The sequence below is a fragment of the Bacteroides sp. AM54-2NS genome, assembly GCF_003602935.1.
Taxonomy (GTDB): Bacteria; Bacteroidota; Bacteroidia; order Bacteroidales; family Bacteroidaceae; genus Bacteroides; species Bacteroides xylanisolvens.
On record NZ_QTMZ01000034.1, the window covers coordinates 1 to 13819 of the forward strand.

A 13819-nucleotide genomic window follows, 5' to 3' on the forward strand; every position below is an offset into this window, starting at 1 on the left:
CTCCTGATAGTTTACTTTTTCTTTTGCCATAATCATTCTTGTTAAAGGTTACGGCGCAAAGATATGGCGGCTAACAACTTATGTCAAGGCGGAAAATAGAATGGTTACGCTATAAACTTATTAGATTTATATAGTGATTCTATATTTTATACGGGGTACTTTATCGGGAGCTTACCTTTTAAATTATAATTTTAGTCTTTTGTTATATAATTGAGTTCTGATTTTTTGTAATCTAATGATTTGTTCTTCTGTTAATTTTAAATTATCTTTCAATATATAATTATCATTTTCTTGTAATATTTCTGTTATGTTTGCTGCCTTTTTTGCCCTATTGTAGAATTGTTGAAATATTTTTTCGTTAATGGCTACATATGGAATAGGTAGACGCTTAAACTCGCTTGGTATAAGTTCAAGAACACCGCCACCATAATATCTTCCGAATAATTCAGAACATACAATAGTCAAAGTATTATAAAATGAATATATAAAACTGGATAAATCGAATCCTGTCTTCATGCAAATTTTATAAGCAGAATCTGTAACATAAACTTGCGCTTCATTTATCAATAGTTTAGGGTATTGATGGCATCTTTTAAAAAAGAAGGCGTCTGGAATAGTTGATATATTGGGTATTATATACCAGATTTTTCTTTTACTACATTTCCAACCATTAACAAAGTCCATTTGCGAACCAATATTTAAATATGATTGTACATGAGAATTGATGTTTTTAGTATTATCTTCTGTGAAGCATAATATTTTAGATGGCTTTCCCTCTTTTATCAGTTTAGCATATGCCTCTTTGGTATATATAATATCATCATTTACGAATAGTCCTCTTTGTAGAATAGGGAGAGTATATTTATGTAGATGAAATTTATTTTCAGTCTCTTCATTTATTATAAAATAGCTATTGGCGGCTGATACAATACCGGGTTTAGTTTCACAATAATCTCCAATGAGCTTAATCTTTTTACATAATAATTCAATAAACTGTAAGTCTTCAGTATCTAGATAATGGTGACTCCATTTAAAAGGACTATGTGTGATATAATTGTTCTGATTAAGTGTTAATTTTTTGTCGGATAAGTTCTCTATATTTGAAAAATAGACGCCGTTGTTTTTTGACTCTTTATATCCGATAAATATGATTGTATTTTGCCCTTTGCATTCAAATAACAAATTGTCAAATGTAATAATTTCTATTCTTTGAAATTTGTTAAGAATATAATGACGCAGCTCTTCTGCAAAACTTACTTGTAGTAATTCAGCAGGTAGAACCATAGCAAGTATTCCATTTTTATCCAGCAATGATATACTTTTTATAAAGAAAGCTGTCCATATATTTTTTGCGGAAGATTTAAGCCCCGCTGCTGTCAGAATAGATTTGCATGAGTCTATTTGGGCCTTTTGCAATAGATTCTTTTTTATATAAGGAGGATTTCCTATAATTAATGAAAATAATTTGTTCTCATTATTGTATTCTAAGAAGTCTTCTTTGTACGTATTTATGTTAATTTCTTGAGGGATTATACTTTGAATATTTTTAAAATGCTCATCGTTAATATCAACTATTGAGATTTGATTTACTGGAATATTGTTTGCAATTATAGTTTTAATGAACGCACCGTCACCTACACTTGGTTCAAGTATAGAATTAGTATCATTCAAAGATGGTTTTAAATGTTGAACAATAAAATCTGCTAAATCTAATGGCGTATAGTATGAGCCTGTTTTTTTCTTACTATTCATATCTTGTATAATTCTTCTAACAGTTTATGTTGAGAGTTATATATTTTAATTATTCTGATACAAATTGAGGAATCTAAAGATTCAGGAAAGTCGATGAATGGTTTTAGAGCTTTTAACGTTTCATCTAATTGTTCTATGTTCCACAATATTTGATGCTGTCTTTTATGAAGTTTAAGCTCATCATACATCCATTTGCCTAGGGGTGTAACAGGTATAATCTTGCCATTTTCTTCTCGTTCAAATTGTTTATCATATTCGTCACAACACGGATCTATCCAACCTTGATTCCCATCATTATGTATGTGTTCTTTTCCTGTTGGCCATTTTTTTCTTTTCGCATTATTGCATGAACGACAAGAATAAACAAGATTGGAATAATCAGTATCTTTGATAGTAGTCAACATTACTTTAGGTACAAAATGGTCTATTTCAAAGAACTCTCTTCTAGGCCAATCTCTATCGTTGCAATATCCACAATGCCCACGAAAATCTTTCTGGAGATTAATTTTATGTTCATGATAGTCGGATACCTCTTTTGTTATATTTTGTCTTTTAGGTGTTGTTTCTCTAAATTTCATTCCTTGTTCTTTTTGAGAATAGATAGTAGTTCTTTGGATTCCTTTACTAAGTCAGAGATATTGTTGATAGCGCTTGACGTTAATAAACTTGCTGGTAGTTGATTAGCTTCCGGATCGACTTCATTCATGAAAATATGTAAACGCAGTAATTCTTCTTCTTCTTGAATAGATAAAACTTTTTTTTCACTTAGCTCTTTTATTTTATTTTCGGCTGTTATGATTTTTGTTTGATATCTATCTATGGCAGTTTCTAGCTGCTTTAAAAAAAGATTGGCCGAACTTTCAATTTCCTCTTTGTCTTTAACAATATATACGTCTTCCATGTGTGCTATGGCGTCCTGTGCATAGGAGGTCAGCATGACTAATGGAAAGTATTTTTTTTGTGAATTGATAAGGTCAACTACGCTATCTCCATTAAATGTTAGTTGTCCAGAGTCAGCTAAACGATAATCTACGACTAATGCATCTAGTTCTTCATCATTAATGAAACGTAAAACGTCATAGACATTATTAATATTTTCTATGGGCAGAATTTTAATATCAAATTCATTTTTAAAAGCTTGATAAAATTTGGCTTGATAGCTTCATCTTCATCTAAATACCCTATTCTATATTTTTTGCTCATAATTTTTAATCTGCTTTTTTAAATGTTATTTGAATGGCAAAACCATCTTCTATATCTCTAACAATTCTTATAGCAGAATTGTTATATTCACTAATAATAGATTTAACGATATATAAACCTAATCCAGTACCAATTTGCTTTCCTAATCTATCTTTTTTGGAAGATTCAAATGAATTAAAAATTTCTTCAGGATTATGTTTGTATTCTTCTGCAAGTCCTAGACCTGTATCTTGAAAAATTATATGTACTAAATCATCTTCTACTACGCATTTTATGTCTAATCTTCTGTTGACTTTATCTTTCTTTTCTTTTATTGAATAAAAAGCGTTAGTTAAGAGATTATTGAAAATAGTGTCCAGGTCTACCTCATGAGCTTTAATTGATGTTAAATTATTTTCTTCTAAATTATGTAATTCAATAGAGATGTTACTATCAGTAGCAGCTGCTATCCATGTTGATTTAAATAAGTCAAAGTAAGTTGATAAAATAATTTTTTTTCTTTTTCTTTTGTCTTTTCTTAATGAGTTTAATGCAAAATCTAACCAATGTTTGATGTTTCTATCTTCTTTCTGAATTATTTCTAGTAAATAAAAAGGGTTTTCAAATTTAATAATTCCCTTCATTTGTTCTTCTGTTAAATACTGATGTAATACGGTAGACAAATCGTTTGTTCTTGAAGATAGAATGCCTGCCAAACTTTTAAGTTCATGCGCAAAAGAAGAAATTATCAATCCTGTACTAGCTAAGTTTCTAAGCATTCTTAGTTCATTGTCTTTTTCTTCTAGCTCTTCTGTTGCTACTTTATATCCTTCTTTTAAAGAATCAATATCTTCTTGAGGAGAGTCGGAACTTTCGGAATCATTTTTTATAAGAGCATCAGCTTTTTTTCGGGCTACTCCTTTCGGATTTTTTAGTTCGTATAATTGTGATAGATAATACATTATTGTATTCCTATCTTTCTCAAAGAAAGAGATTATTTCTATAATGATATTAGAAAACAGACTAAAAACATCGTTTTCTTGTAATCCTTCACGACTTGACTTGTCTTGAAAATATGGATTATCAATTCGTGAAATTTGTACGGCTCCTGCGATTTGGTTAGGACGTATTCTATATCCACCTAGTTTTTGTCCGGCACCACCAGGGCTTTGTGCTTGCCTTTCACCTAATTTGAGCCAATCTTGTCCATTTTCTCCATATGGGCGAACACGAAAGTTATCTCTAAATATCTTAATGCCCCCATTTTTCTTTAACCAGTTTTTTCTTACTGAACTTTGAAAGGTTTTATATGGGTATTTTTGTAAATTATCTTCTCCTATATTATCCGAAATTGTATTTTTTATAAAATAAAAGTCAAAATGAAATTTGCCTATTTTATCCAATAAACTATGATCTATATTGCTAAATCCCTTTAATTTGTTTAATTGGGTTTCTATAGTAATAGTTTTATGTTTAAAATCTTCGAGTGTATAGGGGTATTTCTGCATTGTTTCATACTTGAATAATTCTTTATATTCTTGTTCAAGAGCAGAAGTAACTAATTCATTTCGAGTTATATTGATAATTAGAGTTTGGTCTTTGTCAGCTTTATAAGATGAAGAGATTTTATAATCATAATCATCGCTTTCGCTTTTATTTATTTTACCTTTTAAATCCGTAAAAGGAGAATATAAAAATATTGAAAACTCTTCTGTATTAAAAGGAGGAACTAAAATTTCTAGGTTTGCAGATAAGCTTTTAATTGCTTCTATATCCCAAACATCATTTAACTGTGTTATTTCTAAAACAGTCCCATTTTGGAATGGTGGAATTTCTTTTATGATTTTTTTTTCTTCAATTAAGTGATAAATTTTGCTTTTTACATCTTTCGGATCAATATTGTTTATCGATGCGTAAATATCTGATACTGTAATACCTGGTTTATCAAAGTAACTCCAATCTACAGTCCATTTATATCCTATATCACTTTTTTCAGGAACAGTATACATGGTAGTGTAATTCCCTAATCTATTTAATGCAAATCGTCCAATACCTTTAGCTCCAGTTTTTATTCTGCCATTATCTGATTTTATATTAAATAATTTATCATCAGTTCCTATTGTCATCCAACAATTTTGTATTGTTGTATCATTCATACCACATCCGAAATCAATAATGTAAATTGTAGCATTTAGGGTGCCTATATTCTCAAAAAGTATGAAACAATACTGGGAGTCTGCATCATATGTGTTTTTTACTAACTCAATAATGGCTCCTTCTGCATTGGAGAAGTTTTCTAGTCCAATGAGCTTAGCAGTTCTTGCAGAAACAGTAAAAGGTATTTGAGACATAATCTTATACTTAATTTAGATTGAGCAAAAATACAATTAATTCTCTTATTATTTTTAATAACTATGAAAAAAGTATTGTTTATTAATAGAATTGATTATTCTTTTTTCATTTTCTTTCTCCACCTTTGAAACCCTCTCATCAAACTTTCCTCTTCCACCGACTCCGCCATATCATACTTTACCACAAACTCATGCATCGACTTTATATACATCACCCCGTTTTTGAACTTATTTTCCAACAGGAACGAATAAAGCTCCGCTTTCATTTCCACCTCAATTTCCTTTTCGATAATAAAGATGCTGTCCTGACCGAAATAATTATAAACTTCCGGATTCTTCCCTCGCCTTGGGCTGGGAAGAACAAAAGTGATATTTCCTGTCTCTTTCCAGGAGACGCCTTGCGGATGAGGAACGGATAATTGATGCAAGAAGTGATAAATGGGAGTGAGGTGGGAGAGGTGGATCGGGATGGGGAGCCTTGAAGGCGGATTGTTATGCGATTGAAGTTCTAAACTTTGTCCGTACCGGACATACATATACCTCGCCAGATATGGCTTGATGGCAAACGTGACTGTAACCATGGGATTTGAATTTTGAATTGTTGAAATTTGTTGTATACTGATTGCCGCTTCGTGCGGCAGATTCCGTCGTGTTTGTTGGAAAAAATCCCATGGGTTACGGGGACGGAATTCTAATTCGGTAAGAAGTTGAAATTCAAATGGTTACAAATGCCGGTTTTTCCTTTAAAACCAACGGGCCGTTCCTTTAAAAGGAACGACCCGTTGCACACCGAGGAAGGATCTCTTCCTTTTAAAGGAACGGACGGCTCCCTAAAATCCATAGTGCAAAGCTATGCCTAATATTCTAATTTTTCAAAATGAATAATAGCGGAAATATTTATATTATATAATGAAATATCATAAATAGTATACATCTCTAATTTATGCGTATGCATATTGGAAATATGTAATAAAAATATACTGATTACTAGAACGTGTATTTTAACTATATTTATCATATAACTATTCTTAAAGTGGAAAAACTTTTTATTCCGTTTCTTGTTTCTTGCGTAACAGGCGGAAAAATAGTTCTGATAAGTAAGGTGAACTTCGTACTTTTACGTCTCAAACAAAAAAAGCAAGATATGATAACATCAGTGAAACTTATGCTGAATAAGAGCAGGATATTGAATAATGGCAGTTACCCTTTAGTATTTCAGGTGATCCACAATCGGAGAAAAAAATTACTGTATACAGGTTACCGGATGAAAGAAGAGGTGTTTGACGAGTTGGAAGGGAAGATTATGAATGGCGTAGGTTCTACTTTTACGGCTACAGAGGTCGTGAAAATGAACCGCGAGCTGCGGAAGATGCGGAATCGGATTGATACACGGATCAGGCAGCTTGAGCGGACAAGGGAAGAATTTACAGTGGAGGATATTCTGGCTCAAAGTGCTTTTGGTACAGGAAAACCACAGTTTTATTTATTGCGATATATCAATGCGCAGATTGAGCGTAAGCAGGAACTGAAGAAAGTGGGAATGGCTGCGGCCTACAAGAGCACCCGCTCGTCGTTGGCAAAATTTATAAGCCGCCCCGATGTCCGGATGTCGGAGGTCGATTCGGCGTTCGTCAGGAGATACGAGGATTTCCTGTATAGTAACGGCTCTTCCGGAAATACGGTAAGCTATTATCTGCGCAACTTGCGTTCCCTGTACAACCAGGCGGTAGCGGACGGTTATCATCCTCGTGGCGAATATCCGTTTGCGAAGGCACAGACCCGCCCGGCGAAAACGGTGAAGCGTGCTTTGTCACGGACGGATATGCAGAATTTGGCGGATTTGAATCTGGAAAATGAACCGGAACTGGAATTTACCCGCGATCTGTACCTGTTCAGCTTTTATGCGCAGGGAATGGCTTTTGTCGATATTGTCCTTTTGAAGGAGGCTGATATTTGCAATGGTGTGCTGACCTATTCTCGTCATAAGTCGAAACAGTTGATTCGCATAGCGGTGACTCCGCAGATGCAGGGCTTGATTGATAAATACAAGACAGAAAATGAGTATCTCTTTCCGATCATCAGCGGTGAATATGCTTCGGGATACCAACAATACCGTCTGGCGTTAGGGCGTATCAACCGCCATTTGAAGAAAATCGCTGTTGTAGCTGATATAAAAGTTCCGTTGACGACGTACACCGCACGACATACTTGGGCTACTCTTGCCCGTGACTATGGAGCTCCAATTTCTGTGATTAGTGCCGGACTTGGTCACACGTCGGAAGAAATGACACGTGTCTATTTGAAAGATTTCGATGTATCCATGCTTAATCAGGTGAACAGCATGGTTACAAATTTATCCAAGTGAAATGAAAATTTGTAATATAATCCGTTGAAAATTAGAAGATATAATATTTTTATTTATCTTTGCGGTATTGTAATCTATTCCGTAATAGAGATTATATTAAAATCTCTTTGTTGTTTTGAACTATTTCACGCTGCAAAGTAAGCTTATTTTTTTATAATATAAATTGTCATAAAGTACATTTTTTTATTCATTTTGTACACGTCGCGTGGTTATCCTCATAAATAAGGCTGTTTTCGGTCTGGCAGCGTTCCATTAACTGTTTGGCGGTGCATCCGAAATATAGTTTGCAGTGACGGTTAAAGTTACTCTGCGAATCAAATCCCAATTCTTCAACGGCGTCTTTTATACATACTCCCGGTTCGGTCATTTTTTCGAGTATCCTCTGGTTCTTTTGTTTCAGCATCCATTGTTTGGCAGTCATTCCGAACACCTCGTTGAATTTGGAAAAGAAGCGGCTTCTTCCCAGGTTTGATAGTGAAATGAGCTGTTCTATATTATCTACTTTGGTATGGTTGCGCATGACAAAATCCTTGAAGTCCATTTCTTTTCCGATGATAGGATGAAGCAGGGTTGCAATCTCCCGCTTTTCATAAAATCCGCGCAGGAGAAAGAAGAATTCCCGTTGCATCAGGGTGTGCAGGTGTGCACAACTCATCCCGTTCTTGATACAGTGGGTCAGCACTTCGAGGAACGGTGTCAGCGGGTAGTGTATTCTAATCGGTGAGAAGTCATATTCAATGTTGTCGCAAAGGTCTGATAAAGATTGCAATATGAGCTTGTCACAGTTTCCTTCGGGCATATCGAAAAACATGGAGAGCAGGTTTGAACCGGTTTCCGCAATTCCTTTCAGCTGGGAAGAACGGGGGATGAGTATCATCTCTCCGGCATGAAACGACCTGTTGTGGAACTGGTTGCAAGTTATGGTGAAATCACCTTTCAGGAAGAATAGAAGATAATTCTTACTTGTAGTGTCTTCCTCAAATTCTGTGTTCTTATCGAACTCAAGATACTTGAATCCGGTTTCAATCGTTGTCATGTAGTTTTGGCATGACAGGTGTTCTTCGATGTACAGCAATTCGCTTTTCATAAGTTTTGTTTCCATGGCAATAACTGTTTTGATTGTTTGGTCTGTTACCTATCTGTTTGTTTCACAATTGTTTCAGTATCTGTATTTTTAATGAATTATATATCAGAATATTATTTTCTGTTTTGTTTGCTATGATTCATTTTGTCATGATACTGAAACGTTATATGGGTGCTTTATGTGATATAAATCATTGTTAATCAGGCTTTTATTGTTTGTATTCTTTTGTTTCATCTCTATTACGGAATAGAGATGAAACAAAAGCAATAATAAATAATAAGACGACATGAAGAAATATCTATGTTTAATCGGAGTCTTGGGAATACTACTTTGTAATACGGACAACTCTTACGCCCAAAAGGTTGCAGTAAAGACTAATTTGCTTTATGACGCTACTACTACAATGAACTTGGGGCTGGAAATAGGTTTGGGCAAGAAATGGTCTCTCGATTTATCCGGAAATTATAACCCCTGGAAGTTTGATGATGAAACGCGTCTGCGTCACTGGGGTGTACAGCCGGAACTTCGCTACTGGCTTTGTGAGAAATTCAACGGTCATTTTCTGGGTCTGCACGGACACTACGCCAAATACAATGTGGGCGGAATGTCATTTTTGAGTGATAACATGGAACGTCACCGTTATCAGGGACATTTGTGGGGCGGCGGAATATCCTACGGTTATCAGTGGCTGCTCGGCAACCGCTGGAGTATGGAGGCTGTACTTGGAGTCGGATATGCGCGGTTGGATCATTCCAAATATCCTTGTGCCACATGTGGAACCATTCAGAAAAGTGAGAAGAAAAACTACTTCGGCCCAACAAAAGCTGCCGTGAGTATCATATACATTATAAAATAGGCTAATGATGAAAAGAATCTGTATATACGTGACCTTGGGACTGCTAGGCGCAGTTTCCGCCCATGCCCAGGAGATAAATATCGGACAAGCCGTTGCCCGGAAAATAAGCGATGACAAAGTGGAAGTCTCATTTAATATGGATTGCAGCACGCTGCAGCTTCCTTCACGCCGACAGATGATAATCACTCCTTTGATAATCAGCCGGTCGGAAAACGATACGCTCGCCCTGCCTTCAGTCTGCATTGCAGGCAGAAACCGTTATCGCATGAACAAGCGGAAAGAAAGTCTGTATGGCAAAGAACCGGCTGCGGGAGAGGGACAGGAAATGATTCGTTTTAACAGGAAACGGGATATGTTGTTAGAATATAACGAAACAGTTCCGGCACAGGAGTGGATGTCCGGAGCACGTGTCGAGATATTCCGTGAATTACAGGGATGCGCAGGTTGCGGAGAAGCACTGGGTAATGATCCCGTTGCGGAGCTTCCTTTATTCAAAGAGGTAGTGGAACGCCCGAATCTGGAAATAATGGTGGCACAGGCAGAGGAGAAACGCCGTTCTTTCACCCGCAGTGCATATCTTAATTTTAAAGTGAACCAGTCGGCATTGCTTGCCGATTATATGAATAATCCTGCCGAACTGGCTAAAATCCATTCGTCCATTGATTCTATCCGTGAAGATGATAACTATCGTATTGCCCGGATTAAGATAGTGGGCTACTCATCGCCGGAAGGCAATTATGACGCCAATGCCCGCCTTTCCGAACAACGTGCGAAAGCGTTGGTACAAAACCTGAAACATGCCTATAAGGTGGACGACAGTATGATAGAATGCCGTTCGGTACCGGAAAACTGGGAGGGACTAGCTGCATGGTTGTGCGAATACCGTCCTTCCTATATGCAGAAAGTACTCGATATTATCGGGCAGACTCCCGAACCGGATGCGCGCGATGCGAAGATAAAAGCTATCGATGGCGGAAAAATATATAATGCCTTATTGCAAGAGGTATATCCGAAGCTGCGCTTAGTGGAATATACAGTCAGCTATACAGTGGTTCCGTTCTCTGTAGAGCAGGGACGGGAAATCATCAGAACACGTCCCGATAAGATGAACCATAACGAAATGTATCAGGTCGCAGTCAGCTACGGCAAAGGTTCGGACGAATACAACAGGATTATCCGGATGATTGCTGACCGTTTTCCGAGTGACAGGATAGCTAACAATAACGCCGCTATCGTGGCTTGGGAAATGGGAGATTACGACGCGATGCGGGTGTACCTGAAACGTTTGGAAGGTATAAAAGCTGAATAATATAATCTGAAACTTATACTTAGTAATTAACATTTTAGTATTCATTAAATTTTAAATCAATGAAATTGGACAAATCTTTTTTAACGCTGTTTGTCGGACTGGCGATGGCAGCATGTAGTAATGATGAAGAGATGACAACCGGCGGACAAGACCAGCTGCCGGTAGACGGCAGAGAGCTTATATGTCCGTAGTTGTAGATATGCCTAAAAGTACGGGAACACGCGCTCCGGGAGAAAACCACGGAACAGCGGACGAACAGAATGTACACGAAGTACTCCTTGCGTTGTTTGATGCATCGGACGTTTGTTTGGAGACAAAGACATTGACTCCGGCCGAGTATATTTTGAATGCAGGCGGTAATCCTGCAACAGGGACAGGAACAGCATTCAAGGTTCCTTCTACTACCGCCAAAGTACTGGCAGTAGTCAATCCGAGTGACAAATTCAAGGCTGCCTGTGTGGCTTCCGCTTCCTGGTCTGTCATCAACGGTGCGGTAGAGCAGACACTTGACGAAGTGATTGGAGCAACAAAGGACAACTTTATGATGATTAATGCCGGCGACAATGCAAATCCGGCTAACGGAGCATTGGTGACAGCTAATGTAAAGGTGGTTGATGGAACGTCTATTGCTGATGCTACTGCCGCGATTGCCGCTGCCGAAGCTGACCGTTCACTTATTCATGTAGACCGTGTCGTAGCCAAAGTTTCTTTAGGAACAAATCCGGACGGCGTCAAGCTTCCTGCAGGAGTGACTTGTACATTCGGCAACTGGGCATTGAATGTTACCAACAAGAGCATGTTCCCGTATGCTGAAATCGTAATGCCTGCCGGAGGTTCTACCAATGCGGATTATAGAATTGACTCGAACTACGAACTGGCAGGATTCAATGTGTCACAGTTCAACTATCTGAAAGTTGCTGACGACGGAACTTTGCCTGCTGATTTTTCAGCTATGACGGATAGCAAATACTGTCTTGAGAACACAATGGCTGCCGACGCACAAACCCAGGCACAGACTACAGCTGCCGTAGCAAGTGCGGTTTACACTCCTAATTCATTTACAGTGGGTAAAAGCTGGTTCCGCCTTTTGGGTGTCACTTATCAGACATTGGCTGATTTGCAGACTGTATATAATATTGCAAAAGATGCAACAACAGCCGGCACAGCAAATGCGGCACAAACACAACTCATCACTCTTTGTGACCAGTTCTATGCACGTATGTCCGCTGCCGCTATTAAACAAAGCAAAACTGTCGGTGCTGATTTTGCCGCTATTACTCTCGCCGAACTGGACGTTATTGCGAACGGTGGTGAATACTCCAAGCCTGATGCAAATGCCGGTGAAACCGTAGGTGTAGAATACTTCCAGAAAGGTGTATGCTACTATAACATCCTGATTCGTCATGACGATGCAATCACCGCTACAATGGCACTTGGCAAATATGGTGTCGTACGTAACAACTGGTACACATTGGCTATCAACAGTGTGAAGCAACCGGGTACTCCTTGGATTCCTGATACCACAGATCCTACTGACCCTGAAAAACCAGGTGAGAATGATGATGACGCTGAAGCATATCTCTCTGTAAGTATTACGATAAATCCATGGACTACCTGGAGTCAGGGAGTGGATTTGTAGTGATAACTATATTGGGCTAAAATAACAATTAAAATAATAAGAAGGCGTTATGATACGGCGCAGCTTGTCTTGTGACGCCTTCTTTTTTCCTCTTTTCGTTTTTGTTCAGCCGGCGGAGGCTTATTTCCGTGAATCAAGACCTTGATATAAAAAACTGATAAAAACAGGTTTTACCATACAGGCAAGTTTCGCGACTTGTCAACTAAAGCAGATTATTCCGAGAAAGGCAAAAGTCGCTTTTCCACACTATATATGAAACTAGAAAAATAAATAGACCCATAGATTATGAGAAAGATAATGAATACAAAAGGTGCTGTCCGACGGATGAATTATGGAAGTTGCCTGTTGTTATTGCTTGTACTCTTTTCCTGCACATCCATTGATGAGACACTACCGGAATGTCAGTTGTATGTTCGTTTCCGGTATGACTATAACATGGAGTTTTCCGACGCTTTTGCGGCTCAAGTGAATCGTGTCGACGTGTTTGTATTTGACAAGGAAGGTACGTTTATCATGAAGAAGAGCGAGCAGGGAGAAACTTTGGGCAGCGGTAGCTACCGTATGCCGTTGCCGCTTCCGGTCGGTGAATACCGGATAGCCGCTTGGGCGGGAGTGAGCGATGACTTTGAAATGCCGGAACTGGTTGCCGGGAAATCAACATTGGAAGACTTGAGGGTAAGAATGAAACGGAAAGAGTCATTGGTGCACAATAAAGCTCTGAACCCGCTTTGGTATGGCGAGGTGAAGACTGTCGACTTTACCGGCAGACAGGAACAGACGGAAATGGTCTCTCTGATAAAGGATACCAATAAATTCCGCTTTATCTTGCAAAAGTCCGGTCCGGGAGAAGAACTGGATATGAGTGATTGCCTGTTCGAAATCCATGCGGACAACGGATATTATGACTGGAATAATGACTTGCTGGATGACGACGTGATTAGTTATCAGCCTATCATTTGGAAAAAGTGGAAGATGTGGGCATTGTGGCGGAAATGAATACCATGCGCCTGCTCGAACATAAAAAAGTATATCTGACGCTTACACGCAAGTCGGACGGCAAGGAACTGATGAAGGTTGACCTGATACCTTACCTGTTGCTTACAAAAATGGAAGGGCACAATATTCCGGCACAGGAATATCTCGACCGGCAGAGCGAGTATGCGATAGTCTTTTTCTATAATCCGGAATTATTGAATTTCCTTTCCACGAAGATTGTGATTAACGGCTGGACTATCTGGTTGAAAGGTGAAGATCTCTAATAAATGCGAACTATAACAGCAA

Annotated in this window: 11 protein-coding genes and 1 pseudogene; 6 read left to right on the top strand and 6 right to left on the bottom strand. The window is 37.9% G+C overall.

Features of this window, described 5'->3' with window-relative positions:
* Window positions 1-183: 183 nt before the first annotated feature.
* From DXA05_RS18350 to DXA05_RS18370, 5 genes are all read right to left on the bottom strand, one after another.
* The gene (locus DXA05_RS18350; protein WP_004327162.1) at window positions 184-1752 is read right to left on the bottom strand and encodes an N-6 DNA methylase; all 1569 of its coding nucleotides are present in this window, start codon (window positions 1750-1752) and stop codon (window positions 184-186) included.
* Window positions 1749-2330, bottom strand: coding sequence for an HNH endonuclease signature motif containing protein (locus tag DXA05_RS18355; RefSeq protein WP_004327163.1), 582 nt, complete (start codon window positions 2328-2330; stop codon window positions 1749-1751). The genes DXA05_RS18350 and DXA05_RS18355 overlap by 4 nt, the downstream gene beginning before the upstream one ends.
* Entirely contained in the window at window positions 2327-2653 is a 327-nt protein-coding gene (locus tag DXA05_RS18360; protein ID WP_128859470.1) for a hypothetical protein, read from the bottom strand. Before DXA05_RS18360 ends, DXA05_RS18355 begins: the two co-directional genes overlap by 4 nt.
* A 307-nt stretch (window positions 2654-2960) precedes the next feature.
* On the bottom strand, window positions 2961-5285 hold the full coding sequence (locus DXA05_RS18365) for a sensor histidine kinase (protein ID WP_128859471.1): 2325 nt from the start codon (window positions 5283-5285) through the stop codon (window positions 2961-2963).
* A gap of 95 nt (window positions 5286-5380) precedes the next feature.
* Window positions 5381-5866 (bottom strand): hypothetical protein, encoded by a 486-nt coding sequence (locus DXA05_RS18370; RefSeq protein ID WP_128859472.1) that lies wholly within the window; start codon window positions 5864-5866, stop codon window positions 5381-5383.
* A gap of 563 nt (window positions 5867-6429) precedes the next feature.
* Between DXA05_RS18370 and DXA05_RS18375 the strand changes: the two genes are divergently transcribed.
* A complete protein-coding gene (locus tag DXA05_RS18375) occupies window positions 6430-7650 on the top strand; it encodes a site-specific integrase (RefSeq protein ID WP_120080106.1) in 1221 nt (406 codons plus the stop codon).
* 187 nt (window positions 7651-7837) lie between these two features.
* Here DXA05_RS18375 and DXA05_RS18380 read toward each other — a convergent pair whose 3' ends face one another.
* Window positions 7838-8752, bottom strand: a complete 915-nt coding sequence (locus DXA05_RS18380; RefSeq protein ID WP_120080076.1) for an AraC family transcriptional regulator — start codon at window positions 8750-8752, stop codon at window positions 7838-7840.
* Between the two features lie 268 nt (window positions 8753-9020).
* Between DXA05_RS18380 and DXA05_RS18385 the strand changes: the two genes are divergently transcribed.
* From DXA05_RS18385 to DXA05_RS27890, 5 genes and pseudogenes are all read left to right on the top strand, one after another.
* On the top strand, window positions 9021-9590 hold the full coding sequence (locus DXA05_RS18385) for a DUF3575 domain-containing protein (protein WP_120080074.1): 570 nt from the start codon (window positions 9021-9023) through the stop codon (window positions 9588-9590).
* A 4-nt stretch (window positions 9591-9594) separates the two neighbouring features.
* Window positions 9595-10899, top strand: coding sequence for a DUF3868 domain-containing protein (locus tag DXA05_RS18390; protein ID WP_120080072.1), 1305 nt, complete (start codon window positions 9595-9597; stop codon window positions 10897-10899).
* Between the two features lie 59 nt (window positions 10900-10958).
* A pseudogene (locus tag DXA05_RS18395) lies at window positions 10959-12538 on the top strand (Mfa1 family fimbria major subunit).
* A gap of 285 nt (window positions 12539-12823) precedes the next feature.
* Window positions 12824-13534, top strand: coding sequence for a FimB/Mfa2 family fimbrial subunit (locus DXA05_RS18400; RefSeq protein WP_284515615.1), 711 nt, complete (start codon window positions 12824-12826; stop codon window positions 13532-13534).
* Window positions 13504-13797, top strand: a complete 294-nt coding sequence (locus DXA05_RS27890) for a FimB/Mfa2 family fimbrial subunit (RefSeq protein WP_284515618.1) — start codon at window positions 13504-13506, stop codon at window positions 13795-13797. The genes DXA05_RS18400 and DXA05_RS27890 overlap by 31 nt, the downstream gene beginning before the upstream one ends.
* Window positions 13798-13819: the final 22 nt, after the last annotated feature.

Coding starts and splice junctions, on each gene's coding strand:
- DXA05_RS18385 (WP_120080074.1), top strand. CDS start 9,021: ATGAAGAAATATCTATGTTTAATCGGAGTCTTGGGAATACTACTTTGT.
- DXA05_RS18370 (WP_128859472.1), bottom strand. CDS start 5,866: ATGGTTACAGTCACGTTTGCCATCAAGCCATATCTGGCGAGGTATATG.
- DXA05_RS18365 (WP_128859471.1), bottom strand. CDS start 5,285: ATGTCTCAAATACCTTTTACTGTTTCTGCAAGAACTGCTAAGCTCATT.
- DXA05_RS18390 (WP_120080072.1), top strand. CDS start 9,595: ATGATGAAAAGAATCTGTATATACGTGACCTTGGGACTGCTAGGCGCA.
- DXA05_RS18380 (WP_120080076.1), bottom strand. CDS start 8,752: ATGGAAACAAAACTTATGAAAAGCGAATTGCTGTACATCGAAGAACAC.
- DXA05_RS18360 (WP_128859470.1), bottom strand. CDS start 2,653: ATGGAAGACGTATATATTGTTAAAGACAAAGAGGAAATTGAAAGTTCG.
- DXA05_RS18375 (WP_120080106.1), top strand. CDS start 6,430: ATGATAACATCAGTGAAACTTATGCTGAATAAGAGCAGGATATTGAAT.
- DXA05_RS18350 (WP_004327162.1), bottom strand. CDS start 1,752: ATGAATAGTAAGAAAAAAACAGGCTCATACTATACGCCATTAGATTTA.
- DXA05_RS18400 (WP_284515615.1), top strand. CDS start 12,824: ATGAGAAAGATAATGAATACAAAAGGTGCTGTCCGACGGATGAATTAT.
- DXA05_RS18355 (WP_004327163.1), bottom strand. CDS start 2,330: ATGAAATTTAGAGAAACAACACCTAAAAGACAAAATATAACAAAAGAG.